Source organism: Paenibacillus sp. J22P169 (assembly GCF_059691995.1).
Map to the genome: position 1 here is coordinate 2,684,683 of NZ_JCAUAO010000001.1, position 24,191 is coordinate 2,708,873.

Sequence of the window (24,191 nt, forward strand, 5' to 3'; positions counted from 1 at the left end):
TGTTGAAGATCTGGGGGTTTTTGCTATACCCGATGCATACTGCGATACAAAGAGGGGGCCTTGCCAATTTTTTGCGTAAATACACGGCTCAAATAAAAGCCATTCTCATACCCACATTGTGATGCGATCATGTCTAGAGTAAATGTCGTATTTTCTAAAAGATGCTTAGCACGCGTCAGACGCAAGTCGTTAATAAATGCCGTTGGTGTTTGGGCGAAGGCTTTCTGAAACCTGCGGGTAAATTGAACAGGCGTCAGCCCCAGTGAAGTGGCTAAATCCAGCATCGATAAATGGCCAAACGCTTGATCGGTCAGAAAGCTCCGAGCTTGATCCATCTGTCCATCCATGATGGTTGTAGGGGGACTTTCTTGGATAAACCTATCCATATGGGCCATTCGCAAGAGATCATTCACAAGGTGAAGTTTGTGCTGCGTGCTCTCTTCATCCCACCCTTGCAAAGTTCGCAAATAGCGATAACTGGACGTCAAGCGCGGCAGATCCAACAACGACAGTTTTCCCCGCCAGTTGGCATCGTGTTCAATGTGGGCCTCCCCAATAAATTGTAAATAGTGAAAAGTAAGCGGCTCCAGCGTTTTTCTTCGAAACACGGTACGAGGGGGGCAAAGCACAAGATCTCCGAATCTAGCCTCACCTTGCTCCTCTCCAATTTCATAGAAGAAGCTCCCCTCCTCCACTGCAAATAAAGTCCATGGAGCATAGTCATCTCGCTCGAACATAAATTCTTTTTTCTGATACCAATACACATGAGATAAGAGCTTTAAGGCAGGATCCCGATAGGTCATCTCACACGCTCCATTATTTGAAATAAAGTATATGCTCATTGTAACTCGCTGTATGTTAAAAGGATATCATCTATTTTACAATGCATGGGAGAGATATTATGACAAGTGAGGTGCTCATAAATGAAGCATGAAATCGTTACATCTGATATCACGGTCGTTGGCGGTGGCTTGGCAGGCGTTTGTGCAGCTGTTGCTGCAGCACGATTAGGTCAAACTGTTTCACTTGTCCAGAATCGTCCGGTTCTAGGCGGAAATGCAAGCAGTGAAATACGCGTATGGGTGTGTGGTGCCACCTCGCATGGTGTCCACCGTAATGCCCGAGAAACCGGCATCATGGGTGAACTCTTCGTAGAGAACCAATATCGAAATATCGATGGCAACCCTTACATTTGGGATTTAGTTGTCCTTGAAAAGGTGAAAGCGGAGCCTAATATTACGTTATTCTTGAACACAGATGTGCACGAGGTTGATGCGTCAGGTGATGAAAATAATCGTTCTATTCAATCTGTCACAGGTTGGATGATGGGCTCGGAACGAAGAATTCGTTTTGAAAGTCGTGTATTTCTCGATTGTACGGGTGATGGTCTGGTTGGTTTCCTTGCAGGCGCTAAGTTCCGTATCGGTCGTGAAGCACAACACGAATTTAACGAGGAATGGGCACCTCTTGTCCCGGATGATATCACGCTAGGAAGCACTCTACTCTTCTACACCAAGGATGCTGGGCGCCCAGTCAAATATATAGCGCCAAGCTTCGCTAAAGATATCACACAAACGTCGATTCCTATGAAGCGAGTCATTCGCAGTGGCGATAACGGCTGCTCTTACTGGTGGATTGAATGGGGCGGGGAGCATGATACGGTCCATGATAATGAACGAATTCGCGATGAGCTTTCTTCTGTTATCTATGGGATCTGGGACTATATCAAAAACTCTGGGAAATTTGACAGCACGAATTTAACACTAGAATGGATTGGATCAATTCCAGGAAAAAGGGAATACCGCCGTTTCGTGGGCGATTATGTCCTCAATCAAAATGATGTGATTGCACAGGAGCTATTCGAGGATCGCGTCGCCTTCGGCGGCTGGTCAATTGATTTGCATCCGCCGCAAGGCATGTATTCAACCGCCAGTGGCTCGAAACATATGCATATGGATGGCTCCTACCATATTCCATTCCGTTCCCTCTATTCGACCAACGTGTCGAATATGCTCATGGGAGGACGCAATATCAGCGCGTCCCACGTTGCTTTCGGCACAACACGTGTCATGGCGACATGTGCTGTCATTGGCGAAGCTGCGGGTACTGGCGCCGCCCTCTGCGCAGCCAAAGGGATCTCGCCGCGTGAGTTGCACAGCGAGCACTTGAACGAGCTGCAGCAAACGCTGCTGCGGCAGGATGCGTCCATTCTCGGCGTGGTGAATACCGATGAGGCTGATCTTGTTCGCAGCGCGACGCTGACGGCCTCCAGCACGCTGACAGAGCTGGCATTGGAGCAGTCGGCTGGTGTGTATCCATTGCAGACGCATGCAGCGCTTCTAGTGCCTGTAGATCCGTTTATGAATGGCATAGAGCTATTACTCGATGCCACCGCTGCTACAGAGCTTACTGTCGAACTGTGGGACACAGGCAAGCCTCAGAATTACGTCCCTCATACCCTCGTAACGTCCGTTGTAGTGCCTGTAGCTGAGGGTATAGGGCAATGGGTTACCGCTTCACTGCAATGGGAGCCTGAACACGCACAGAACGCGTTCATCGTGCTCAGAAGCAACCCTGCTCTAGCTGTACATCTCTCCGATCGTCCGCAATCTGGGGTGCTGTCCTTCAAGCATAATGCCGTCTCTAGCGATACCGTTGACTTCGGGGATATGCATCATCATCAACCGGTGATTGACTGGAGCCCGAAAAGCTTCCTTCGGAAGCCGTTCTGTTTCCGACTTCTCTCACCAACTTCCGCTTATGCGGCTGGAAAAGCAGCTGACGGCTACAAGCGGCCTTACGGCAGTCCGCATCTATGGTCTTCCGCTGGAGACAGTGGTGCTGAGGAATGGCTTGAAGCCAGCTGGTCTGAGCCTCAATGCATTGGGCAAGTGCACGTAACGTTCAATGATGACGTCAACGAGGATTTAATTAATTTGCATCATCATCGGACAGAATTTGAAATTATTCCTGAATTAGTTAAAGATTATAAGCTGCAGGCTTGGGTTGGGGAATCGTGGACAACAGTAGCTGAGCAGATGAATAATCACACTCGGCACCATGTTCATAAGTTAAATAGTGCAGTTTCAACCAACCGTCTGCGCGTTGTTGTTGCAGCCACGAATGGTTCTCCGCGTGCTGAAATCATGGAATTGCGTTGTTATCAATAAATGAGTATGTGAAGAAGAACCGGTACGGCCACTGGAACAGTGGTTGATATCGGTTCTTTTCGCACATTCACGTAGGGAAAAACGTTGGCGGCATACCGCTTTAATGGATTCCGTTATGTGTTAAACAGCTCGGACAAGCACCTCCTAATTATTTGAAAATAGGCACCGATTGCTCTTGCTTAACCTAACATGATGTGTTATATTAAAAGTGCGTAGAATCAAGGTTTTCGCTTTAAATAGCTGACATAGGAGTGATAAAAATGTCCAACAATTTCGTACAAATTCCGCATGGTGAAGAAATAATTCGTGTTGAAATGACAATCAAGGAAGCGCTTGCACTGACTGGCACGAAATTCAACCATAACCACAAGTTGGAAACCGACGCAATCAAGAAGCTTAAACAATCTTTAGCAGATAAACTACTCACACCAAACCATTAATTCATACACATATTGGCCTCGCGAGCTAAGCTCGCGGGGCTTTTTATTTGTGACGTCGAACTTCCGAGAGCTGGAGTCACTGGTTCGAACAGATGACAGGATTAGATGGATTTAATACAGCTAATTTTATCGTTACAGTGGAAAAATGCCGAATAAATGGAATTTATACAGTCTAAATCAAGCCATTTTAGGCACATTGGCTGTTTTGGTAAAAATTAACTACATGATTTCCAGTTAAATTGAATTTGGGGCGGAATAGCTGGAAATTTGATGGCGTTTTTCCAGTTAATCTAAAACAATAAATCCGCCCCTCAGACAAGGGACGGATCCAGTTTAATTGATTTTCCTACGTGTTAAAATACACGGCACACCTCTGCCGACAGCTCCAGGCTGTGACATCATTTCCAAATAACGCATTCCTCTTGCGCAAGGTGTTTTGCACACCGAACATGTGGCCGATTCAACCATCCTCATCGTGTATTGAGCCCGAGATGAGGGATCCTTTTTCTTCTTAACAACCTTGCCTTTACCTTTAGGTGGTGCCATGTTCACGCCTCCCCTACAGCTTCCTTTCTTCAGTATATGAAGTCTGGGCTAATCGGTTCGTGGCGAACGCGCACAAGTTGGCGTGACTTGTCTAAGTCCTCATTTTTATAATTCCAAGGCCGTCAATAGAATGGGAACTACTTCCTCGTAAAGCAATGCAAACGTTTCGACAGGCAGCGGATTAACACCGAATCCCACCTCGATCGTAAAACCGGGACGTCGGAATTGTTGGATGAACCAATCCTTATACCCCGCATCACTACCTGAAAGCTTAACAGCCTCGTAATTACTGGCTAATGCCAATCGCTCCGCAAGTGCTTCGGATTCGGCAGGTTCATAGTCACGATAATTCCAATAAATTTCTCTCCCCTGTGTATGTAAGGCAACGACAAGCTCGAAGTCATGGCACTCCGTAAAATGAGCTAGTGCAGCAGCCTCGGGTTCAGATAAAGGAGCTTCTCCGCCATAGTCACGCTCGCCAGGTCCTTCATGTTCTCTTCTCAACTTTTCTTCTTCCCAATGTGCAGGGAATTGATCGTTGAGATCTACACCACGTATATTCGCCTTCCAATTCAAGAACGATAAGGAACCTTTATTCCACGCTAGCAACGCTTCTCGATGCGGATGCTCCTCAGGCAGTCCATATAAAACAAGCTCGACACCGTCAGGATTGACCATCGGCACGACCCACAATGAATATTCCGACAAAATACGTCTCACATTGCGTCCCTGCCAAGCCGTCCCTCTAGCATAGGCACATGCAAGGTCTTCCACAAATTGCATCAGCAATGGTGCGGTTATCCATTCATTCGCATGCATAGCTGCATTGAAATGGATTTCCTTCGAACCATGTCCAATACGCACCGCATGTATATCCCTGCCCATCACACTTTCGCCGATACACGCCATTTGCAAAAAAGGATATATTTTGCCTAAACGATTCAGCTCCTCAATCAATGTCTGATAACCATACCCTAACACACGACCACCTCACAGCCTTTTACTTCTTTCGTATGGCTATGCTTATGCCTAAGTTGCAGGAATCATGCGGTATCTCAGACGCGGTAAGTGAAATAAAAATAGACCCTAAAGGGTCTATTTTCAATGCTCAAATAATAGTAGGCACCTGCCACACGACAGGCATGAAAGCAATATATTCCTTGAGCCAGTTCTCCGCAATCTGTCGGAAAACAGTAGGCGCACCACTGCAGAAAAACTGATGAATCGGCACTTCTTCGGATTTCGTTTGCATGCCTCTCTGAGAAAGAATCGTACTTATATCTCTGGCTGTCTCTTCCGCCGAAGAAATTAAAGTCACTTCAGGACCCATAACGCGAGAAATGGATTCCATCAGAAATGGGTAATGGGTACAGCCCAGAATTAAGCAATCGATCGGCTTTCCTTTCAAGGGATTCAGGGATTGCTCCACGATGCTATGCGCACTATCACTACTAAAAAGCCCTCTCTCAACAAATGGAGCTAGTAACGGACACGCCTCACTATAGACATGGATATTAGGCGAAATCTGCTTCAACGCTGTTTCATATGCTTGACTGCGTATCGTTCCATCTGTGCCAATGACACCGACCATCCCGCTTCGTGTCATTTTGATTGCTGCTCTTGCCCCTGGTGAAATCACACCAACGACAGGAATCGAGACACGCGCACGTATGTCTTCTATCGCGACCGCGGTCGCCGTATTACAGGCAATCACAATCATTTTGGGATTAAACTGAAGTAAGTAATCTACAATTTGGCGAGTAAAATGACGAACTTCATTAGCAGGTCGGGGTCCGTAAGGGCTCCTAGCCGTATCTCCAAAATAAATGACTTTTTCATGCGGTAGCTGTCTCATGACTTCCTTTACTACAGTTAATCCTCCGACTCCGGAGTCCAGTACGGCTATCGCTTGCTGCACACATATCCGCTTCCTTTGCCGGTTGATGAATTCATATTAACCACATGGTTAGGATATGTGAGGCCAAGCTTAAAGGTACCAAGAGTACTACACAGTTTTAGACCAATTCTTCTTTACTTTTTAGGTTGAAGCTCCGTCACAAGACCAAATTCGTACCCTCTCTTTTTGATTTCTTTACAAATACGATCAAGCGCCTGCATGTTCTCAACAGACCCCTGATGCATCAAAATCACGTTACCCTCATGCAGATTATTCATAATATCGTTATATGGATCCTCCGCACCATTCGCTCTGGGCTCCCAGTCACGCATGGCGGTAGACCAGAATACAGAGGTATAGCCCATCTCAGAGACCAAGCTTAAATTATGCGGATTATAGTGACCGTAAGGAAAACGGAAATAGTTCCCGACTTCTTTACCGATGATTTGCTTATACAAGACTTCAAAATCCTTAATTTCCTTGCGTATCTGATCGTCAGAGAGCTCGTTAAAATCCGTATGTGTCATTGTATGATTCGCTACATAATGACCATCTGCCACAATTCTTTTCAAATAGTCCGGGTTCTTCTTGATGTTGTTTCCAGTAATAAAGAAATTGGCTTTGACATTGTTTTCTTTGAGCGACTTCAGCATGAGGTCAACCTCGATTAATGGCCCACCTGCGTCAATCGTTAAATAGACCTTTTTCCCAGTCCCCACCCAGACCGCTTTCTGGTCACTGCTAAAGGACTTGGTTTCATGCGGGAAATCAGGAACCTGACCTGTTTTCTTCTTCATATAGTACCAAGAATACGGCGTCCGATCTGCTGGCAAAGGTTTGGATTTTGACGCATCCGCAACTACTGCTTTAGGTGTTGCACTTGGCGTCGGTGTAGCTGGTGGCGCAGTTGGCGTCGCGCTTGGCAGTGTTGTTGTATGTGGTGTTGGCGTAGGTATCGTTGTTGGCGATGGCTTAACCGCTTGCGTAGGAGAAGGTGTTGGCGAAAACTTAGGGGAAATTACAGGAGTAGCATTGGAAGCCGCTTCATTACCGACAGGGGCAGTTAGGCTTATATCTGCACAACCGACCAATGAAACGCTCAGTACGATCAGCAGTGCAGCTTTATGGGTAAGTTTAATCATGAGTTACACCTCAATAGGGAATGGATTCTTCTTCCATCCTATTCGACAGTGAATGACAAATTACCTGCCTAAATTAAGATTCTTGGGGTTATTTTGTAGCTCGATAGGTTAAATATTGTAGAACAGTAAGTAGGATGAACGCAGTTCCTGCCAGCATCGGAATCGTGATAAATCCAAGCCAGTTTAAGTAATCGGTATCACAAGCAATGGGACCGCAGCCTGTACCCGTTTCTTTGAAAACACCCATTTGTAATAAAACGTGATAGATGGAGATACATGCTCCCCAAATCGTTAACGGCAAAACGTAAATGGTTATCTTGTAATCTCTGCGGACTGCTGCAATTCCTAAAATAATGACTAATGGGTACATAAGTATACGCTGATACCAGCATAGTTTGCATGGTGCAAAATGCATGATTTCCGAAAAATATAAGCTTCCAAGCGTCGCAACTAAGGCAACAAGCCATGATATATGCATGCCGTTGTCTCTCAGCCATTTTTTTGTCATGATGAAATCGTCCCCTTTCTACTACCCTATTATAAAAAAATAGAAGAAAGAAGTCACGGGATTGATTCTCTCGACCTACTAAATTCGCATATCGCTTACGAATCGTATAAGATATACGTTGCCAGCTGAGGTAAGTAGTACCATTAAGTGCTATAAACGTTTCTATTTAGAGCTAATTCATTTACAATTAACATATGGAGGGATTCCTATGATGAAACAGTTTGAAGGATTCGGTAAATTTTTGGAGAGCTTGCGTGGGAAGATGTCCTTGCGTGAAGCAGCTAACAAGAGTGGCCTGTCCCATGCCTATATTCGTGATTTAGAATTAGAACGAAACCGTTCAACGAACGAGAAGATTAAACCATCCCCTGTCACTTTAAAGAAACTGTCGGACGCTTATAAGTTCTCATATACAGATCTAATGGAGAAAGCAGGTTATCTTGAAAAAGAAAGCCTAGAGAATCAAGCTACGCCTTTGACTCTCCCTTTGGACGACATTCTTTTTATAGAAATTGGTCCCACTGAAATGACTTATCATACGCGGATTGGCAATCGCAGGATCTCTATGCAATCCCTATTGGATTTCAGTCTTTTCCTAGATCAGTTAGATGATCATGGGTTCAAGAAAATGGACACCGATTTATTCGTCAATTTGTCTCACGTTAAGAAATATGATGCCCAAGAGGGTAAACTTTATTTCGACCCACTTGGTGTTAGTCTAAACGTGAAAATTGCAGCCTTACGTCAAAAGAAGTACCACGAGCTTATCGTTCGTAGTGTAGCCCGCCATGCAGGGAACGAGCTTGAATATCACTATGAAAAAACCTTGCTGAAAGAGTCGCTTCTCATGCCCATACAACGACATAATTAAGCTTTTACAAAAAAAGGAGAAAATTTCAGGAAATTCTGAAACTTATTCTCCTTTCTTTTCGTCTTATAAAGATGACAGTATGGCTTGATTAGCGTGAGAGAGGATAGATGCCTTACCATGGCTGTTCAACAAACAACCACCCGACAGACAAACCTGCAAGCCCGTGTACAGCGTAAACGTTCTACAGGGATACGCTTTATGTTGTATGCAATTTGTAGTATTACAATTCTATCAACCTTAGGTTTATGTTGGTTTTTCCTGACATCTTCGGGCACGAGTCTGCGTTTCATGATGGCAGATACCATCATCACTACACAGCATCGGGACTGGGCTAAATATTTAATAGGCTCAACCGAGCTACAGAAACGTGTGGCTGCGTATTCGAAAAGTTTTGACGAGATGGGTACTGAGAAGGATCTGGGACTTGTTGAAATTGCTCCCCAGCCGTCCTATGCTCCAGCTGTTGTTGCAGAAGCTCCCATTAAGAAAGATCTAGTAACAATCGAGAACATTTCGGGTCCCAATTTCAAAGGTAAGCTTGTTACCATTTCAGACCCTACCAAGCTTCGCATAGCAGTGCCAGAGAAAGCAGGTAAGGGAGAGAAAGTATCCTCCATGGTCAAACGTACCGGCGCGATCCTAGGTGTAAATGGCGGCGGATTTATTGACCCGAACTGGGAAGGCAATGGCTTTCAACCTGAAGGCGTTGTGATCTCCGGAGGCAAAATCTTTTACAATGACAAGGGTATGAACGGTACCGTACAGATCGTTGGGATTGATAAGCAAGGCCGTATGATTTCAGGAAAATACAAAGTATCTGAGCTGCTCGAAATGGGCGTTCAAGAAGCCGTTTCCTTCAGCCCTCGTTTCATAGTAAACGGTGTTGGCCAAGTCAAAAGTCAAGCGGACGGCTGGGGCATCGCTCCTCGAACGTGCATGGCTCAAACGAAGGATGGCGCTATTCTATTCGCCATTATCGATGGCAGACAAACCCACAGTATTGGCGCAACGCTCTATGATGTACAGGAAATATTTTTAGCCCACGGAGCAATCACCGCGGCGAACTTGGATGGGGGCGCTTCAACCGTGCTCGTCCACAATAATGCTATTATTAATAAACCTTCAAGTGAATACGGAGAACGATATCTCCCTACCGCATGGCTGCTCTTCGATCATCCAGAGACGGCTGATATTAAGAATGTTTGGGAAGGTCTGGATATAAGTAAAATTGATCCTTCCAAATGGTAAAATAAATAAGAGGCTTTCCCAACCTCTGGAGAAAGCCAATATTCGAATGGAAATGGAGCTAAGTTGCGTGTTTGCGCCTAGCTCCTTTGTGTTTTGCAAATTATCTGGAAGAGTAAAATGCCTATTGTAGGCGGTAAATAGTCAAAGATGCTAAAGTGCACGCATTTTCGGGGAAAATGGCTACACATAGTGCAAAAGTGCATCCTTTAGGACCGAAAAGGTTCCAAAATGATGAGCGCGGGCAGAAATAGTTGCACTTTTGCAAGCATTTCAGATTAAGAGCTTATTTCAATAAAAAAGGTTGCACTTTTGCATCCTTCACAACTGTATTCACGATACGAACAAGCTGATTTGGAGGAAAGTCTTCCTTCTAGTCCATAAACAGGATACGTTTATTTCTAATGCAAAAAGAGGGTCCCCCGCCACTACATGGCTTTAGGGATACCCTCTTATTTTTTATGCGCTTAGCGACCTACGATGACTAAATCTTCTGCAGCTTCCGATGCTTCGATATCATCGAGGAGCTCATCGCCAGTTGATGCTTCCTTCCAAGAGCGAACTGTCTCGACAACACTTACAGCCGTATCTTTGGCTTTGCCAACGAGATCTGTGGTCGTAGTGCTTACTGTTTTAGCAGCTGCTTGTGTTTTTTGACTTACTGCGCTTGCTAATTGAACCGTCTTGTCGCTAACCACAGTCGCCCCTTCTGCGATGTCACTGCGCAGCTCACGACCGGATTTCGGTGCGAATAGGAGCGCTGCTGCCGCTCCAACCAAACCGCCGACGACAGCACCGATAAGTAGATCTTTCCCTTTTTTTCCATTGGACATGTGTTATCCACTCCTTAATGATCTGATTTCGCATTCCGATGCGCCTGCCATCGCTGCCATAGCTCAAACCCTGTCGTTGCCCATTCCATGACGTCGTGGATACGCTTCTGGTGCGTATGTACGACCTTTTCCGCACCATGTAAGGAATCGTTCATCATACGTGAGGCCTTGCGCAGTGTGGATGCTACTTCCCCGACTGCCACCCCTGCCTTTTCTACCGATTGAATACTTGGCTCTAACGCAAGGATTTGCAAATGTACCTCTTCCGTAAGCTGCCCTATTTGCTTCATTAGATTCTCCGCATGTTCTGTCGTATGGACAACTTGTTGTTTAACTTCAACAACAGTATCCCCTAACAAGCGAAGCGTTCGTGTAGCCGTGATGAACATACGAACGGTAAATGCAATGAGCACTAAACAAGCAACAGCCAAGCTGACGATACTGATCTCACTCCAAGTCATGTGGGTCACCTCCTGTGAGCTGAAAGCTGTGAGGATTGATGTGGCTTCTAGACGAATGCCTATGAATTACTACAGTATAGGTAGGCAGGGCTTGTTTTGACACAAACTGACTGGAAAAATTTCTGGAACCTGTCATAATAAATGACAAATGCATGGTAGTTGAGTTGGGGGAATCCGATATGAACAGAGAACAAGGCTTACAAGAAATTGAACGTACACGTATTATTGCAATTGTCCGCGGCGTGCAGGAGGCGCATATCCTCGCAGTTGCAGAAGCACTTCTCAATGGCGGTGTCACCGTCATGGAAGTAACGTTAAACACACCTGGCGCTCTTGCCATGATCACTCAGCTACAGAAGCAATGGGGTGATCAGATGTTTATCGGAGCTGGTACCGTACTGGATCTGGAGGACGCCAAACAAGCTGTTCTCGCTGGAGCCGCATTCCTCGTCACACCGAATTTGGATGAAGAAGTCATCCGCTGGTCGCAGCAGCAGGGGATTCCGATTTTCCCAGGCGCTATGACTCCGACCGAAGTTGTGAAAGCATGGAAAGCCGGGGCTACAGCCGTTAAAATATTCCCAAGCGCAAGCTTAGGCTTGCCCTATATCAAGGAATTGATGGGACCTTTGGACAAGATCCCAATGATGGCTGTCGGTGGCGTAACGGAAGGCAATATCAAACAATTTCTGAGTATCGGCTGCTATGGTTTAGGCATTGGCGGCTCACTCATCAACCTGAAGGAAATTGAGGCCGGTAATTTCGGCTGGATTACGGACAAGGCGGTTCAATTGCTGGCAGCGTCTCGTGCATAAACTCGTGCTTGAAGCACGAGGAAAAATAGAAAACGGAGCTCGCGAATGATCGCGAACTCCGTTTTTATTGTTTTTAAGCCTATTGGAGTGGAACCTTAGCTTTCATAACCAGTTACCGTATTTTTATCCCCGACTTTCACCGTTACATCTTTCGTTTGGCCATCACGCGAGATTTTCACTTTCAAGGCATCTCCTACCGCCGCGGCTTGAACAGCTTTGGTAAGCTCTTCCGTGTTCGAAATGGCTTTCCCGTTCACATCAAGTATCACATCATACTGTCGAATGCCTGCTGCAAATGCCGGGGACCCTTGCTGCACTTCAGCGACAACAGCCCCATTTGTGCTGTTTATTTTCAAATCTTCCAGCATGTCTTCAGTAATATTTTGTAGCGCTACGCCGATATAAGGCGCTGGATCTTTCGGAATCTCTTCGTTATTTTTCAGCTTATCCACGACAGCGTTAATTGTGCTTGCAGAAATTGCAAATCCCATCCCCTGTGCTTCAGCGTTGACAGCCGTATTGATGCCGATGACTTCACCGTTCAAATTTAACAGTGGACCGCCAGAGTTGCCTGGATTGATCGCTGTATCCGTTTGAAGTAGATGCTTGTAATTCCGTGTGCCCTGCTCATCATCAATGCTGATCTCGCGTTCCTTAGCACTTAATACGCCCGTTGTGACAGAGTAATCAAAGTCATAGGGATTGCCAATAGCAACAACCCATTCTCCTACTTCAGCAGTGTCCGAATTACCAATTTTTAGCGCAGGAAAAGCTTTATCTCCTTGAATTTTTAGCACCGCTAAATCTAAGTCATAGCTGCTTCCAAGAAGCGTCGCCGTAAATGGCGTATCATAGCCCTGAACGTAAACTTCGATTTCATCCGCTCCATCAATTACATGCTCATTCGTTAGAATATAGCCGCTATCCTCAAAGATGAAGCCGGATCCGATTCCATTTTGAATCGTATCACCGCTTTCTGTCCCTTGCTGGAGCGAGTTCCTACGATTACCTGATGCGCTCGCTTGTTTTACTTTGGTTTCAATTTTGACAATGGCTGGACTCGATGCCTTCGTAATCGCTGAAATACTATTCGTACCCAAATTGTTCAGTGATGCTGTTTGGACACCGGCTGCCGCACTGTTAGCTGCGGAAGCAGCTGTGACGCTTGACTGAACCGTTTGCGTATCATAACCAAAAAGATTCATCTTATCTGAAGTGAACATCAGTCCACCAACAACAACTGCCCCTGCCATAAAAGCTGCAAAAATAGGCTTCACTCTGGAATTGTTAGATTTGCTTTCAACTTTGATATCCGTCAAATTCATTTTATTGTTCATATCTTCATTCATACGATTACCGCCTCTCAATTTCCCTCAAATTGTCTTCTTGTTGATAGGTTAAGTATAGACCTCTAACCTGAAGTAAGACTTAAATTGGGCTGATAGCTGTATGAATGCTAGCTGAAAGTATGCTGAAGGTTTGGACACCGCGGCGGCGCGAGGTGGGCGGGCTGTAGCGGTGTTTTTGCGCTTACAGCTCGCGGGGACTTGCTAGTCGATCGGTTTCACGCGACGCAAAAAAAGGAGTTAAGCAGCTCCTGTCTGCTTAACTCCCTTTTGAAAGCTATTTATTTTGACGTATGATATACACACATTTGCTAGCACCTTTGGCAAGACACTCCGTACGTTCTACATCGGCATCCAACAAATTACGGAACAGGGACAACTCACACTGGCATGCCTGCTGAAACGTATTGGCCACCTTCGCAATGGGACAGTTGTGCTCATTGAAAATATATGCGTCCTCGCCTTGTGCAGACCAGTCCACCATATAGCCATTCTCGTTCTGAATGTGCGCTAATTCAGCCACGCGATCTTCTAAACTTTTGGCTTGCATCCTCGATTGATACCGCGCTTCGAGCTTCCCCTGTCTGCCTTCAAAGAGCCGCTCAATTTTATCATGACCCTCGTCTTCTAATAACTCATCTAATAAATCCAACGTTAACTGCGAATATTTCTTGGGAAATAACTCATCCGCCTGAGGCGCTAAGGTATACACATTGGTCGGACGACCCATGGCTTGCCTAACGAGCTTAGCCTCGAGCAAATCATCCTTCTCCATCGAATGAATATGTCGTCTTACCGCCATCTCTGTGATCCCGAGTTGCTTTGCAAGATCCTGAACACTTAACGCTCCTTGCGTTTTGAGCATAGAAAGAATCACTTTACGCGTAGATGTTTCTAGTGTTTGATTCACGCTCTCACCTGCCCTCGGAACTCGTTTAGGTCTCATTTTACAGCATCACAGGCAATAAGTAAATTACGAAACACATATGTATGTTATGCCAATTCACTCTTGATAAACGCACGAACGGATGCCGCGAATTCCTCAAAAGCCGCCGGGAGTTTCGGGATTAATGGATGCAAGGTTTGACGATTCCAATCTACAAAATCCTGCACAAGTGGTTTACGAAGCTTCACTAATTGCAGCAATGTCTCGGTCAAAGACTCTGAATAAGCTCCTTCGCCATGTACAATTTCCACAATGTCTTCATAACTGCTTGCATCTCTTAAAATAAAAGCATCAATAAGCAAGCTGCCAATATCCGTCACGGTTTCTATAGCTAAATGAAGGATTCTTTCCTGAGAAAGCTGCCAAATAAGATCCGGCTTACCTTGTGTCCATTGCGCTTCTAATTGCTGACTAGCCTCAGCCAGAACACTCAGAAACTGAATGCGCCCATCAATTTGTTCATGATTAATAAAATACATGGTCTATCTCCGTCCTCTTTTTCGCCATTTCGTCCATACCAACATAGCAAAAAAAGTGATAATCACCAAAAATATGAGCAAAACTGCTTGCATCAAATATTCATAACTCACGTTCATTCACCCTCTTGATTGATCTCTTTGTACATGCTATCAACAGTTTATCTCGGGTGGATGTGAGCGTCAAGCTACGCGTGTTATCGTTACTAGGGCCATTGTCCTCCTCTTGGGATCATGTTACAGTGAAATGAGAGATAAAGAGGAGAATTTGCATCATGATATCTAAACCAAAACTTTCAGAAATCGACATTGTACGCGCGATAGCGATCATGGCTGTCGTGCTCATTCACAGTACCTCCAGTGCCACACAACTCCCGATTGGGACAGCGTCTCAAGCTATTTTTTTCATCCTGAACAAAGCTAGCCTTTTTACCGTGCCATTGTTCATCTGGATAAGTGGTCTCGTTTTGTTTTATTCCTACTATGACCGATGGGAGCCTGGAATGGCACGTCTTTTTTGGACAAAAAGACTCCAAAAGATATTAATCCCTTATGTTCTGTGGTCCATATTCTATTATTTGTATAATCAAATCATGTTTCATGGCACGATACATTTCGATGCGATTCATCTATTTAAGCTGCTCCTATCGGGAAATGCGAGCTATCATCTCTACTACATGGTCATTATCGTTCAGTTCTATGTGCTGTTTCCATTGCTGATTGCAGCCGTGAAACGATACACATGGCTGCGTCGCACCCTGATTCCTCTAGGTATCGGCATTCAAGCGGCTTCCTATACGTTTCATCATTGGGTATTTCCGTTACCTGAATATGCCTCACTGTTCCTCAGCTATACCGCTACCTTCTGCTTTGGTGCTTTCATGGGCATCTACTATCCTACGATGATAACTTGGATGGCTCGTTACAAAAGGTGGATAGATAGCGCCGTTCTGCTCGCTGGCGGCGCTTTTGTAGGCATGCTCCTCCTACAGCAATATGAAATCGCTAACTTCGAAAACACTTGGTTCGAGCTGGCGCTTCTCGCCTACTGCATGACCATCCCACTCGTTTGCGTACCGTGGGCGCGCAAACAGCTGGCGCGCGGCTCACGCTGCTACGCCTGGTTATCTGCCTTAGGCGCAGCCTCCTTCGGCATCTATCTCGTGCATCCCGCGATTCTCACCCTGTGGGATCGCGTATCGCCAGAGCCAGCGCCTGGGCGCATCTGGCTCTATGATGTGCACACCGTAGCAGCCGTCCTTATCGGGCTGCTAGGCTCTTTACTGCTCACGCGCGGCTACGCTCGCGTCGCAAAAAAAGGTTCCGCTCGCAAATGAGCGGAACCTTTCTATTTCATGCGCGCTAGCCATGCCCAGCGCCGCTGCTGTCTGCGGCTGTAGCGAGGCAAGCCGCGGTAAATGTCCAACGCTTCGCGATACGCGCGCTTGGCATCTTCCTGACGGCCGAGTTGCTGATACAGCTGGCCGAGCCGGTAGTAAGCCTCGACCGATGAGGAGTGCAGGTCGCGGAAGTGTTCAATAAATTGCGCCGCCCGCTCCGGTGCAAGGGGAGCCAAAGCCTCGCCAAGGCGCAGATTGGCTTCGCCATATTTTACACGAGGATTGAGATCAATCGCTTTCAGCATGAAGGTTTCACCCTCAGCTGTACGGCCTAGTTTCAGCAGACAAAGTCCAATTTCGTAATGTACGTCGGCAGATTCCTGCATGATCGGTAGCGTTTGCTCCAGGTAAGGCAGCGCTTCTTGATATTTTTTGCGTTCAATTAGAATTCGCGCCAGGTCTAGCTTTGCCGAGGTATTGTGCGGGTTCGCATGAAGGTCAATTCGCAGGCGAGATGCTCTCCGTCTTAACTGGAACGGCCTCCAAATATTCGGCAATATGCCAACGTATCTTCTATCCAATACGTATAGAATGACGAGTAAAATGAGCAGCGCGAGAAACGGATTACCCACGATTCGCCAAAGCAAACCAAATAGTAATATTTTGATAAGCAACTTGTATTCCCCCTTTTCAACTTCCTAATACTACCATATTATGCGATCATTGTTCATCCCTCTCCTAAGAAAAAACAGTTAAAACAGCACGGAGCTTCTACCATTCGAGATTTTTCGCCAGCAGTGCTATACTAGAAAGAAAAAAGGGAGCTTTGACATGAAAGATTCGCATAAAGCTATATGGCTTAAGAGAAAAAAACTAGGTCGCTCTAGATATTTAATTATGTTCGGGATCGTTCCTTGGGGAATCGGAGTTGCGCTCCTCACGACCTTACTCGAATTTATAAGCTTCCAATCCATTAATTCCGCTTGGATTCCTATTCGACTGCTCGTATTCGCATTCATCGGTTTTTTCGTTGCGAATGGACGCTGGGTTGCGATGGAACACCGCTTTGAACCGCCTGCTCCTAGACGACCGTAAGGTCGTTTTTTTCATCATCAAACACTTGGGGTAAACCAAATTTCCCGAAAATCAATCCATCCTAAATCATTGATCGTTACACCTTTAATCGAATCATGATAAGTCGTTTGTTGAGATCGATGAAGGACGAATAAGAACGATTTCTCCGCTTGCAGCTCAGCAATCAATTCATGTAAGCCAGTAATACGCTCATCCAGACTAGGATTACTCAAGATCCCTTCCATTTTCGCATCTACCCATGCCAACCGTTCTTCATTCAAATGTGCACGCACGTAACTGTTACTTTGTTTCAACGTTTGAATAATATGAAGGTCATAATTGCTTTCCATGCAAATGTGATAAAAAATAAGATCCGCTTCGTCAATGGTCGTCATCTGTGTCATGTCGGACTCACTCCGAATCGTGATCTCTATAGGAATCCCAATCTGCGCGCACTGACGGCAAATCCACATCGCATCCTCATTGTTATTCCGATAGACATACATATGTATCGTCTCACCGTTGTAGCCCATTTCATTGAGCAAACGCTTTGCTTCGGCCATATCCGTTCTTGACTTCACAAGCGGCTCCATCGTAGGAATAAAACTGTGAGCTGGTGCTTCACGAAAACCACCTAGCTCTTCAATCATACGCTCACGATCTATAACCAAATCAACCGCTTTCCGAAAGTTAGGGTGGCACTGCGGCCCTCTCTTATTGCGATTAAACGTTAATAGACTGCAGCCCATAATCGTTTGTTCAATTTGATGCCACTCTGAATCTTTATCAATTACGCCTACCGGTTTGCTAGAATTCGTTTGCCCACGATACACTTGGATCTTATCCCAGCTTGGTGTTGCTTCTTGCAGATCCGAGGGTAGCAGCCAAATTTCGATGAGATCCATATGCGGCCTAACGCCAAAATAACTATCAAACGCACGCAGCTTGCAAATGTAATCATCGTTTCTCTCCAGCCTGAACGGCCCCGTTCCAATGGGCATTCGCCCAAAAATCGATTCATTATCCCGGCATATTTCCTCGGGAACAATGGCCATCGAGGTATGTGCTAGCTGTTGAAGGAATAGCACATTTGGCTGACTCAATTCAATTGCGATCGAACTTCGATTAAGAACCGTTATCGCCTCAATGCTTTCGGTAATCCAGCCTTGCGTCGCGGCCAGACCTAACTTCTTTAATCGCGATAACGTGTAACTCACATCATGCGCTGTCATCTCTCTACCGTGATGGAAAAGCACACCTTTACGCAAATAAAAAGTATAATGCAAGCCATCCTCGCTGATTTCCCAATAGTGAGCCAAGTGCGGCTCGATCACCTTTGTCTGCGAATTGTAGCGTATGAGGGTATCAAAAATTTGACTCACCAGATGGAAATCAAATGCAAAAAAAGAGTGCGCAGGATCCAACGTCACAAGCCACTTGTAGACTGGCACACGCAGTGTATCCTTAAACCGCTCCTCATGTTCAATCGCTCGGTAGCCAAAAAAGCTGAACAACCACTCAATGAAGGAGTCCTGTAGTGCTTCACCTTTACCAAGTTGATGTATCAGCTCAATCGTACCTAAATAATCGCCTCGACTCGCAAGCGCCATCGCTTGTTTCGAGATCATGTCCTCCGAAGAGACCAAAAATGTAAGCTCTGAAATATTCCCTCTACCTCGTCCAGGTTTCCAGGAAATCCAATTCTGATCGCTCATCTTCTTCAATAAAATCTTCACATTCCGAGTCGAGCAATATAATCGATCCGCTAATTCCTCTAATGTAATAGGCTGCGGCTTGTGCTCAACACCATGCTCAAAACTCGCGCGTAGCTCCAAAAAATGAGTAAGCAGCTGCATCTTCAACGTCCTTTCTATAAAAGGGGAAATCATTGAAGTGAATTATACTCTTTTTGTTCCCCTTATTCCAGCGTAAACTAAACGTATTAGGAAAAGAAAGGAAAGTGAATCGTATGCAACCAACAGACCTCTATGTATCAGAGAAATTGATGGAATGGCAACAACACGACTTAGAAAGCCAATCCCGCGAACATTGGAAATGGAAATCCGTTCGCAAAAGAAAAGTCTACGTGCTTCTTACTAGCTTGTTCTTCTGGATTTAACTCTCTTTCGTATTGTAACTACCACCACAATCAGAATGAGCGCACACACGATACCAACTCCATCGACGACAACATCGATACCGTGCCCCGTTCGGTCTTTCACGAACGATTGATGCCATTCATCCGTCATTGCGTAGAGCAATGAAATTAGGAAGGAGCTGAACAAAGCTATGTTCATTCTGAGAGGCTTTGCTAGTAAAGCTATTGACCAAAGCAGGGCAAGCACAGCGTATTCGCTAACGTGCCCTGCTTTTCTTATGATGAATTCAATCAAATTAATGGGATCTTGCCATGAAATCACTTGATGATCATACGTGAATTTCACTTTGGGAATATGCTCTTTCAACTTTTCGCTGGAAAACTTCGATTCCAAGTATGGCTTCAAGCTTTGCTGTTGATACGGCTCGGCAGATTTCATATAGATGAAAGCCATCCAGAGGATAGCTGCAACTAGGAACACGTAAAATACCGTCTTTGACCCTGTTAACTTCGGCATAACGGCTCCTTCCTCTCACTGATTCATTTTTTTACGAATGCTAAACAAGGCAAAAAATTCAAGAACCATGACGTTCACTGCGGATACGCCATAAAAAGCCATCCCGAACATCATCTGAAACTGATCGGTCGTCACTGATTTCCACCATAACGCCGCTAGTCCAGTCAGCACGATATTCAAAGCCGTCGTGATCCAAAACGAGAACCCTAGCCGGTTCGTTTTCCTCATCAGAATAACACCAATACCAAACGGCAACACAAAAGCGATACCTAATAAAACCCAATACAACACCGCGTTTGACACTTCTTCGTCACTCCCAAACGATCTACTAGTTTATGCTACTAGGTTAGCATGAAAATGCGCATGAAAACAACGTTCTGTCCCTTTTGCAACAGAATCGACATACAGCTTCTAGGATAGTCAACTACAAGAAAAATCCCTGATTTCAGGTATTGCCTGTCATCACTTATTCATGTATAATACAAAAAGTCGATGTTTGTAAGCGACAACACGGGGCCTTAGCTCAGCTGGGAGAGCGCATCGCTGGCAGCGATGAGGTCAGGGGTTCGATCCCCCTAGGCTCCATACCTTAAAACCCTTACCCCGTAAGGGTTTTTTAATTTCCTCAATTGCCTGTTTTACTTCTAAAAGACAGGAAGTTCACAGAAGTTCACATTAATCCTCGTCGGCTTTTGTTTTTCTACGTTTCCCCAACTCATTTTCAAGGTTTTGAACGGCTTCTTGATCGGCATTAGGCCAAAGATGACCGTAATACTTAAAGGTGGTTTCGATATCCTCATGGCCGAGACGCTTCTGAACAATACTGGGATTTGCTCCACTTCGAATGAGCATGCGGGCGTGCGTATGACGAAGATCATGGAAGGTGATTCTTCGAACGCCTCCCTTTTTCATGAGCCCGTACAATTGTCTTCGTACGTTGGATGGGTTTTGGAATCCCCCGCCACTAGTTGGGAAAACGAGATCTAGTTCATGCTCGTAGTTGTCACCAAATCGCTTCTTCATCTGCTCCTGATTTTCTTTGTGAACTTTTAGCTTCGCTAGCAGGATTTTTGGAAGTGTAATGGTCCGGTAGCTCTCTTGTGACTTTGGAAGAAGCTCTGGATTTCCATCTTCATCATAGGCCACACTTCTAGTTACAGTGATGGATCTATCCTCAAAATCAAGGTTGAACCATGGAAATGCGAAGACCTCTCCTTGTCGTAGTGCGGTTGAAAGAGTGAAATCGTACATCACGTCTTTATGAACTTTTTCAGCATACTCAAGAAATTGGACGACTTCTTCATAACTCCAAGGATTTGCAATCCGAACACGATCCTTCGGCCTGTCTCCTTTTTCAAAGTCACTCAGGGGATGGGTTTCTAAATATCCCTTTTTAACGGCGGCCTTTAGAAGACGGGATAGAAACTTGTGGTAGCTGTTAATGGATTTTTCCGCGTACCCTGCACGTTTTTCATGCGCATAATACGCTTTAACATCTTCACCCGTGATATCTTGAATGTATTTATCACTGAAGAAGGGTAGGATATGCCCTTCTAAGTAATAACGTCTGTTCACGAAGGTACCCGGTCGAACACTTTGAAAATAATCCACTTCAAACCAGTTCACAGCAAAATCTTGAAAAAGAACTTTGACAAGTTTCTTTTCTTTCTGGGTCGCTATTTCTTGATCTGGTTCTAAGGTGAGGCGAGCAACAAACTTCTTTGCTTCAGCATCTGTTTTGAACGATTTCTGTTTTTGATTTCTTTCTCCCGTTTTCGAATCCTTTGCTCCGTCGTAACGAACAACATATCGTTTCTTTTTTCCTGTTCCTTTTGCTTTGATATAAGCCATAATTTTTGCTTGCCTCCTGTTTTTATGGGCAAGCACGTGGTCATTATCCAGTATGATCACGTGCTTGCTTTTTTATAAGGATTGTGATTCGAGCCATTTAAAGAACTCATCGCGAATGACTCGCATTATTCGTCCTTGGGAGAACAATGGGAAATCTTTATGTCTCATTAACTTATAAGCTGTCGGCTCTGAAACGTCTAAAATCTCAGCAATATGGCTCGCCTTAAGCACGACAGGGTAATGTTCTTTCGTTTTAATCATGGATACGAACCTCCTTTGAAAAATAAGTAATAAAAAAGACAAACGGATTGTATACAATCCATTCGTCCTGGTACTTCCAGTCCTGAATGCAGAAAACCGTGTTATGAAAATTGAGATCTAACTTGATTATAGCTCATAGGATGTTGGACGGATATTTCAGGGGAAAACACAAAATTTTAAAAATAATGTGGTTAAAATAGCCCCGTAGGTAAAAAACTGACTCAACTTAAACGATATGTCCTGAAAGCACGATATGTCAGTGTATTTCAATTATCAATCTGTTACAAAATCTTATATATCATTGGTTTCATGCTTGTAAAACTGAAATGCAGTCGGAGAAATTTGAGATATTACGCCTTCTGAGCGCCACTCCCTCAAGATGAGAGACGCTTATTACGAGCATCAAAAAAATGCGAAGAAGCCCTTATACTTTAAGGGGTTATTTGCATTTTTAATCATTTCTTACAATATTTGCACTTATAGTTATAATTATTTGTTTGCTAACTCTTAAGCTGCAACATTATTCCAATTATTCCGTCTTAATAATATCAACAATATAAATACAAAATTAAAGTAAAGAAAAGTGTGAATTTTATCCCGAACTGTTCTAATGAAACTTCTTCAAATAATTGATCATTCAAATGAATTTTCTTGGTAAAAGTATATATGTTTCAACCCTTCACTAAGAGGTTAATTATTTCAAGTTGAGGATAATTATACCAGGAGGTAATGACCGTGAAAAAGAAATTCATTTTGTCGGGGATATTTACAATGTTTTCGATTTTGTTAGCTGGGAACATGACTTTTGCAGCACAAACTCATCAGTACAATCAAGTTTCATTGCCAATGTCTTCAATAGCAAGTGGATATTATTATAACGGATTTTGGATGAAATCCACGTTACCGAGTCTAAATCCAGGCTGGGTTTCTGGTAATGAAAATAAAATTAACCATGAGTTCTGGATTCCAATTAATGATAAGGACCTCACAGATAGTTGGGTAGAAATGGGATATCACGTCGGTTATAACTGGGATACTACAGGTGGAGCTTTAACAAATCAAACTTACGTTGGTTTATTTACAGCAAGAGCTACCTCTACTAGTTGGAGAGTTGATAAGTTTTCTGGAAGCAGTTGGGGCTCATCTCAATCTCATACTTCTGGAGTCGATTTTTATACAAGCGGCACTAATAGACTCTGCGATATGCGAGCTGATAGTTCAGTTGTTATTACTTATACAAACACATCTTCATCAAACAGTGGAACTATTAATGTTGGGGAAGAATGGGGATTCGAGACAGGAACTAATCCAACACAAAGTATGACATTACCAACATATGTGACAGATTTAAATGTTAAAGCCTCAAGCAATAATGCTTGGTACACGTGGGCATATTTAGGCGGAACATTTGCTTCCAATAATCACCCAGGCGTTAACGCACATATGAGTTCCACAGTTTCCAATCGAATTGATATACAATAATAAAGGAGGTTTTAAGATGAACAGAAAAAAAAATATCATTCTTTCTTCTTCGCTGTTAGCATTTTTAGCAATTGCTTTTTCAACAGTATCTAGTACATCAGCTATTACTCCTTCGAAATTAGATAAATTTAAGCAAGATATAAATAGTCATGAACGAGTAAAAGACCCTGATGGTAAAGAAGTAAAAATAAGCGACTTTAAATATGTAGCAAATACTGATAAGAAAGATAAATTAAAAAAGGTTGATGAATTATCTGGTACTATCTCTGATGCAGAGATAACAAAACAAGGAGGTAAATATTCATTAAAGAAATTAATGACTTATCAAGAATTTGTAGAACTTGGTTTAGATGATACAATAAGACATGATATCGATCCTAATCGAATGATTTGGGTGTTAACATCAAAGTTTGATAATACTCATAATGTCGATGGCGTACCTGTAGAAAAGGCAATTGTCACAACAGTTTATGATGCAGAAACAGGAGAATCCCTATTCTTCTTCGTAAACTCTCCCGACCCTCACGGATTAGATAAACTTAAACAAAAGCACCAAATAGATAAATAGCATTAAAGCAAAAAAGAATCGATCTTAAGGTCGATTCTTTTTTGCTTTTACATACTTTTATAACTATTATTAAATTTACTTGGGAGATACACGTAATGTTTTTTACAAAGAGAAAGCAGATTGCCCCTGCATACAAAATACTCGGACTAAGATGGAAGCACGTGGACTATGAACCTACTGTTTAAGAATGACCCAAACGATCAGCAATGATGGCAAAGAGTCAACTGGGCACATTGTATAGCAATCACGACCTTGTATTTGCAATGAAGCAGGTTTGCCATCAAACATCAGTAATCTCCGTAGA

The 24,191-nt window shown here is 44.2% G+C and carries 26 protein-coding genes and 1 tRNA gene; 10 read left to right on the forward strand and 17 right to left on the reverse strand.

The window, feature by feature from the left end:
• Positions 1-23 precede the first annotated feature (23 nt).
• On the reverse strand, positions 24-803 hold the full coding sequence (locus AC58QG_RS12325; RefSeq protein WP_497362322.1) for a helix-turn-helix domain-containing protein: 780 nt from the start codon (positions 801-803) through the stop codon (positions 24-26).
• A gap of 120 nt (positions 804-923) precedes the next feature.
• Here AC58QG_RS12325 and AC58QG_RS12330 point away from each other — a divergent pair, with 120 nt between their 5' ends.
• A complete protein-coding gene (locus AC58QG_RS12330; protein ID WP_497362323.1) occupies positions 924-3,170 on the forward strand; it encodes an FAD-dependent oxidoreductase in 2,247 nt (748 codons plus the stop codon).
• A gap of 260 nt (positions 3,171-3,430) precedes the next feature.
• Positions 3,431-3,610, forward strand: coding sequence for a hypothetical protein (locus AC58QG_RS12335; RefSeq protein WP_497362324.1), 180 nt, complete (start codon positions 3,431-3,433; stop codon positions 3,608-3,610).
• A 333-nt stretch (positions 3,611-3,943) separates the two neighbouring features.
• Here AC58QG_RS12335 and AC58QG_RS12340 read toward each other — a convergent pair whose 3' ends face one another.
• From AC58QG_RS12340 to AC58QG_RS12360, 5 genes are all read right to left on the reverse strand, one after another.
• On the reverse strand, positions 3,944-4,156 hold the full coding sequence (locus AC58QG_RS12340; protein ID WP_310222383.1) for a hypothetical protein: 213 nt from the start codon (positions 4,154-4,156) through the stop codon (positions 3,944-3,946).
• 105 nt (positions 4,157-4,261) lie between these two features.
• Complete coding sequence (locus AC58QG_RS12345; protein ID WP_497362325.1) at positions 4,262-5,137, reverse strand: M14 family metallopeptidase; 876 nt, start codon at positions 5,135-5,137, stop codon at positions 4,262-4,264.
• A gap of 127 nt (positions 5,138-5,264) precedes the next feature.
• Positions 5,265-6,074 (reverse strand): glutamate racemase, encoded by an 810-nt coding sequence (racE, locus tag AC58QG_RS12350; protein WP_497362326.1) that lies wholly within the window; start codon positions 6,072-6,074, stop codon positions 5,265-5,267.
• Positions 6,075-6,187: 113 nt separating this feature from the next.
• Positions 6,188-7,195: a polysaccharide deacetylase family protein gene (locus AC58QG_RS12355; protein ID WP_497362327.1), complete on the reverse strand. Its 1,008-nt coding sequence runs from the start codon at positions 7,193-7,195 to the stop codon at positions 6,188-6,190.
• A gap of 88 nt (positions 7,196-7,283) precedes the next feature.
• Positions 7,284-7,706, reverse strand: coding sequence for a disulfide oxidoreductase (locus AC58QG_RS12360; protein WP_497362845.1), 423 nt, complete (start codon positions 7,704-7,706; stop codon positions 7,284-7,286).
• A 205-nt stretch (positions 7,707-7,911) separates the two neighbouring features.
• Here AC58QG_RS12360 and AC58QG_RS12365 point away from each other — a divergent pair, with 205 nt between their 5' ends.
• Entirely contained in the window at positions 7,912-8,574 is a 663-nt protein-coding gene (locus tag AC58QG_RS12365; RefSeq protein WP_497362328.1) for a helix-turn-helix domain-containing protein, read from the forward strand.
• A gap of 117 nt (positions 8,575-8,691) precedes the next feature.
• Complete coding sequence (locus AC58QG_RS12370; RefSeq protein ID WP_497362329.1) at positions 8,692-9,822, forward strand: phosphodiester glycosidase family protein; 1,131 nt, start codon at positions 8,692-8,694, stop codon at positions 9,820-9,822.
• Positions 9,823-10,286: 464 nt separating this feature from the next.
• Here AC58QG_RS12370 and AC58QG_RS12375 read toward each other — a convergent pair whose 3' ends face one another.
• Together AC58QG_RS12375 and AC58QG_RS12380 are read right to left on the reverse strand one after the other, a co-directional pair.
• On the reverse strand, positions 10,287-10,652 hold the full coding sequence (locus tag AC58QG_RS12375; RefSeq protein ID WP_497362330.1) for a YtxH domain-containing protein: 366 nt from the start codon (positions 10,650-10,652) through the stop codon (positions 10,287-10,289).
• 14 nt (positions 10,653-10,666) lie between these two features.
• On the reverse strand, positions 10,667-11,113 hold the full coding sequence (locus AC58QG_RS12380; protein ID WP_497362331.1) for a DUF948 domain-containing protein: 447 nt from the start codon (positions 11,111-11,113) through the stop codon (positions 10,667-10,669).
• Between the two features lie 179 nt (positions 11,114-11,292).
• On the opposite strand from AC58QG_RS12380, the gene AC58QG_RS12385 reads away from it, so the two are divergent.
• A complete protein-coding gene (locus tag AC58QG_RS12385) occupies positions 11,293-11,928 on the forward strand; it encodes a bifunctional 4-hydroxy-2-oxoglutarate aldolase/2-dehydro-3-deoxy-phosphogluconate aldolase (protein ID WP_497362332.1) in 636 nt (211 codons plus the stop codon).
• A gap of 95 nt (positions 11,929-12,023) precedes the next feature.
• Here AC58QG_RS12385 and AC58QG_RS12390 read toward each other — a convergent pair whose 3' ends face one another.
• The 3 genes from AC58QG_RS12390 to AC58QG_RS12400 all read right to left on the reverse strand — a co-directional run bounded on the left by AC58QG_RS12390 (position 12,024) and on the right by AC58QG_RS12400 (position 14,699).
• Positions 12,024-13,277, reverse strand: a complete 1,254-nt coding sequence (locus AC58QG_RS12390; RefSeq protein ID WP_497362333.1) for a S1C family serine protease — start codon at positions 13,275-13,277, stop codon at positions 12,024-12,026.
• A gap of 274 nt (positions 13,278-13,551) precedes the next feature.
• Entirely contained in the window at positions 13,552-14,220 is a 669-nt protein-coding gene (locus AC58QG_RS12395) for a helix-turn-helix transcriptional regulator (protein ID WP_497362334.1), read from the reverse strand.
• Between the two features lie 47 nt (positions 14,221-14,267).
• The gene (locus AC58QG_RS12400; protein ID WP_497362335.1) at positions 14,268-14,699 is read right to left on the reverse strand and encodes a DUF86 domain-containing protein; all 432 of its coding nucleotides are present in this window, start codon (positions 14,697-14,699) and stop codon (positions 14,268-14,270) included.
• Positions 14,700-14,971: 272 nt separating this feature from the next.
• Here AC58QG_RS12400 and AC58QG_RS12405 point away from each other — a divergent pair, with 272 nt between their 5' ends.
• Complete coding sequence (locus AC58QG_RS12405; protein ID WP_497362336.1) at positions 14,972-16,033, forward strand: acyltransferase; 1,062 nt, start codon at positions 14,972-14,974, stop codon at positions 16,031-16,033.
• 11 nt (positions 16,034-16,044) lie between these two features.
• Here AC58QG_RS12405 and AC58QG_RS12410 read toward each other — a convergent pair whose 3' ends face one another.
• Positions 16,045-16,710: a tetratricopeptide repeat protein gene (locus AC58QG_RS12410; RefSeq protein WP_497362337.1), complete on the reverse strand. Its 666-nt coding sequence runs from the start codon at positions 16,708-16,710 to the stop codon at positions 16,045-16,047.
• 157 nt (positions 16,711-16,867) lie between these two features.
• On the opposite strand from AC58QG_RS12410, the gene AC58QG_RS12415 reads away from it, so the two are divergent.
• The gene (locus tag AC58QG_RS12415) at positions 16,868-17,131 is read left to right on the forward strand and encodes a hypothetical protein (RefSeq protein WP_497362338.1); all 264 of its coding nucleotides are present in this window, start codon (positions 16,868-16,870) and stop codon (positions 17,129-17,131) included.
• A gap of 17 nt (positions 17,132-17,148) precedes the next feature.
• Here AC58QG_RS12415 and AC58QG_RS12420 read toward each other — a convergent pair whose 3' ends face one another.
• The 3 genes from AC58QG_RS12420 to AC58QG_RS12430 all read right to left on the reverse strand — a co-directional run bounded on the left by AC58QG_RS12420 (position 17,149) and on the right by AC58QG_RS12430 (position 20,028).
• The gene (locus tag AC58QG_RS12420) at positions 17,149-18,945 is read right to left on the reverse strand and encodes an ABC transporter substrate-binding protein (RefSeq protein WP_497362339.1); all 1,797 of its coding nucleotides are present in this window, start codon (positions 18,943-18,945) and stop codon (positions 17,149-17,151) included.
• Positions 18,946-19,206: 261 nt separating this feature from the next.
• A complete protein-coding gene (locus AC58QG_RS12425; RefSeq protein ID WP_497362340.1) occupies positions 19,207-19,725 on the reverse strand; it encodes a VanZ family protein in 519 nt (172 codons plus the stop codon).
• A 15-nt stretch (positions 19,726-19,740) separates the two neighbouring features.
• Positions 19,741-20,028: a hypothetical protein gene (locus AC58QG_RS12430; RefSeq protein ID WP_497362341.1), complete on the reverse strand. Its 288-nt coding sequence runs from the start codon at positions 20,026-20,028 to the stop codon at positions 19,741-19,743.
• A gap of 209 nt (positions 20,029-20,237) precedes the next feature.
• Between AC58QG_RS12430 and AC58QG_RS12435 the strand changes: the two genes are divergently transcribed.
• Positions 20,238-20,310 (forward strand) — tRNA-Ala (locus AC58QG_RS12435).
• A 90-nt stretch (positions 20,311-20,400) separates the two neighbouring features.
• Here AC58QG_RS12435 and AC58QG_RS12440 read toward each other — a convergent pair.
• Both AC58QG_RS12440 and AC58QG_RS12445 read right to left on the reverse strand, forming a co-directional pair.
• Positions 20,401-21,576, reverse strand: a complete 1,176-nt coding sequence (locus AC58QG_RS12440; RefSeq protein WP_497362342.1) for a tyrosine-type recombinase/integrase — start codon at positions 21,574-21,576, stop codon at positions 20,401-20,403.
• Positions 21,577-21,648: 72 nt separating this feature from the next.
• Positions 21,649-21,837: a helix-turn-helix domain-containing protein gene (locus AC58QG_RS12445; RefSeq protein WP_497362343.1), complete on the reverse strand. Its 189-nt coding sequence runs from the start codon at positions 21,835-21,837 to the stop codon at positions 21,649-21,651.
• A 735-nt stretch (positions 21,838-22,572) separates the two neighbouring features.
• On the opposite strand from AC58QG_RS12445, the gene AC58QG_RS12450 reads away from it, so the two are divergent.
• Positions 22,573-23,319, forward strand: a complete 747-nt coding sequence (locus AC58QG_RS12450; RefSeq protein ID WP_497362344.1) for a hypothetical protein — start codon at positions 22,573-22,575, stop codon at positions 23,317-23,319.
• 16 nt (positions 23,320-23,335) lie between these two features.
• Positions 23,336-23,887 carry a hypothetical protein gene (locus AC58QG_RS12455; RefSeq protein WP_497362345.1) on the forward strand — a complete coding sequence of 184 codons (552 nt, stop codon included), beginning with the start codon at positions 23,336-23,338 and terminating at the stop codon, positions 23,885-23,887.
• Positions 23,888-24,191 lie beyond the last annotated feature (304 nt).

Coding starts and splice junctions, on each gene's coding strand:
- AC58QG_RS12425 (WP_497362340.1), bottom strand. CDS start 19,725: ATGCCGAAGTTAACAGGGTCAAAGACGGTATTTTACGTGTTCCTAGTT.
- AC58QG_RS12375 (WP_497362330.1), bottom strand. CDS start 10,652: ATGTCCAATGGAAAAAAAGGGAAAGATCTACTTATCGGTGCTGTCGTC.
- AC58QG_RS12355 (WP_497362327.1), bottom strand. CDS start 7,195: ATGATTAAACTTACCCATAAAGCTGCACTGCTGATCGTACTGAGCGTT.
- AC58QG_RS12440 (WP_497362342.1), bottom strand. CDS start 21,576: ATGGCTTATATCAAAGCAAAAGGAACAGGAAAAAAGAAACGATATGTT.
- AC58QG_RS12390 (WP_497362333.1), bottom strand. CDS start 13,277: ATGAATGAAGATATGAACAATAAAATGAATTTGACGGATATCAAAGTT.
- AC58QG_RS12400 (WP_497362335.1), bottom strand. CDS start 14,699: ATGTATTTTATTAATCATGAACAAATTGATGGGCGCATTCAGTTTCTG.
- AC58QG_RS12385 (WP_497362332.1), top strand. CDS start 11,293: ATGAACAGAGAACAAGGCTTACAAGAAATTGAACGTACACGTATTATT.
- AC58QG_RS12395 (WP_497362334.1), bottom strand. CDS start 14,220: ATGAGACCTAAACGAGTTCCGAGGGCAGGTGAGAGCGTGAATCAAACA.
- AC58QG_RS12445 (WP_497362343.1), bottom strand. CDS start 21,837: ATGATTAAAACGAAAGAACATTACCCTGTCGTGCTTAAGGCGAGCCAT.
- AC58QG_RS12455 (WP_497362345.1), top strand. CDS start 23,336: ATGAACAGAAAAAAAAATATCATTCTTTCTTCTTCGCTGTTAGCATTT.
- AC58QG_RS12340 (WP_310222383.1), bottom strand. CDS start 4,156: ATGGCACCACCTAAAGGTAAAGGCAAGGTTGTTAAGAAGAAAAAGGAT.
- AC58QG_RS12415 (WP_497362338.1), top strand. CDS start 16,868: ATGAAAGATTCGCATAAAGCTATATGGCTTAAGAGAAAAAAACTAGGT.
- AC58QG_RS12380 (WP_497362331.1), bottom strand. CDS start 11,113: ATGACTTGGAGTGAGATCAGTATCGTCAGCTTGGCTGTTGCTTGTTTA.
- AC58QG_RS12335 (WP_497362324.1), top strand. CDS start 3,431: ATGTCCAACAATTTCGTACAAATTCCGCATGGTGAAGAAATAATTCGT.
- AC58QG_RS12365 (WP_497362328.1), top strand. CDS start 7,912: ATGATGAAACAGTTTGAAGGATTCGGTAAATTTTTGGAGAGCTTGCGT.
- AC58QG_RS12370 (WP_497362329.1), top strand. CDS start 8,692: ATGGCTGTTCAACAAACAACCACCCGACAGACAAACCTGCAAGCCCGT.
- AC58QG_RS12325 (WP_497362322.1), bottom strand. CDS start 803: ATGACCTATCGGGATCCTGCCTTAAAGCTCTTATCTCATGTGTATTGG.
- AC58QG_RS12330 (WP_497362323.1), top strand. CDS start 924: ATGAAGCATGAAATCGTTACATCTGATATCACGGTCGTTGGCGGTGGC.
- AC58QG_RS12405 (WP_497362336.1), top strand. CDS start 14,972: ATGATATCTAAACCAAAACTTTCAGAAATCGACATTGTACGCGCGATA.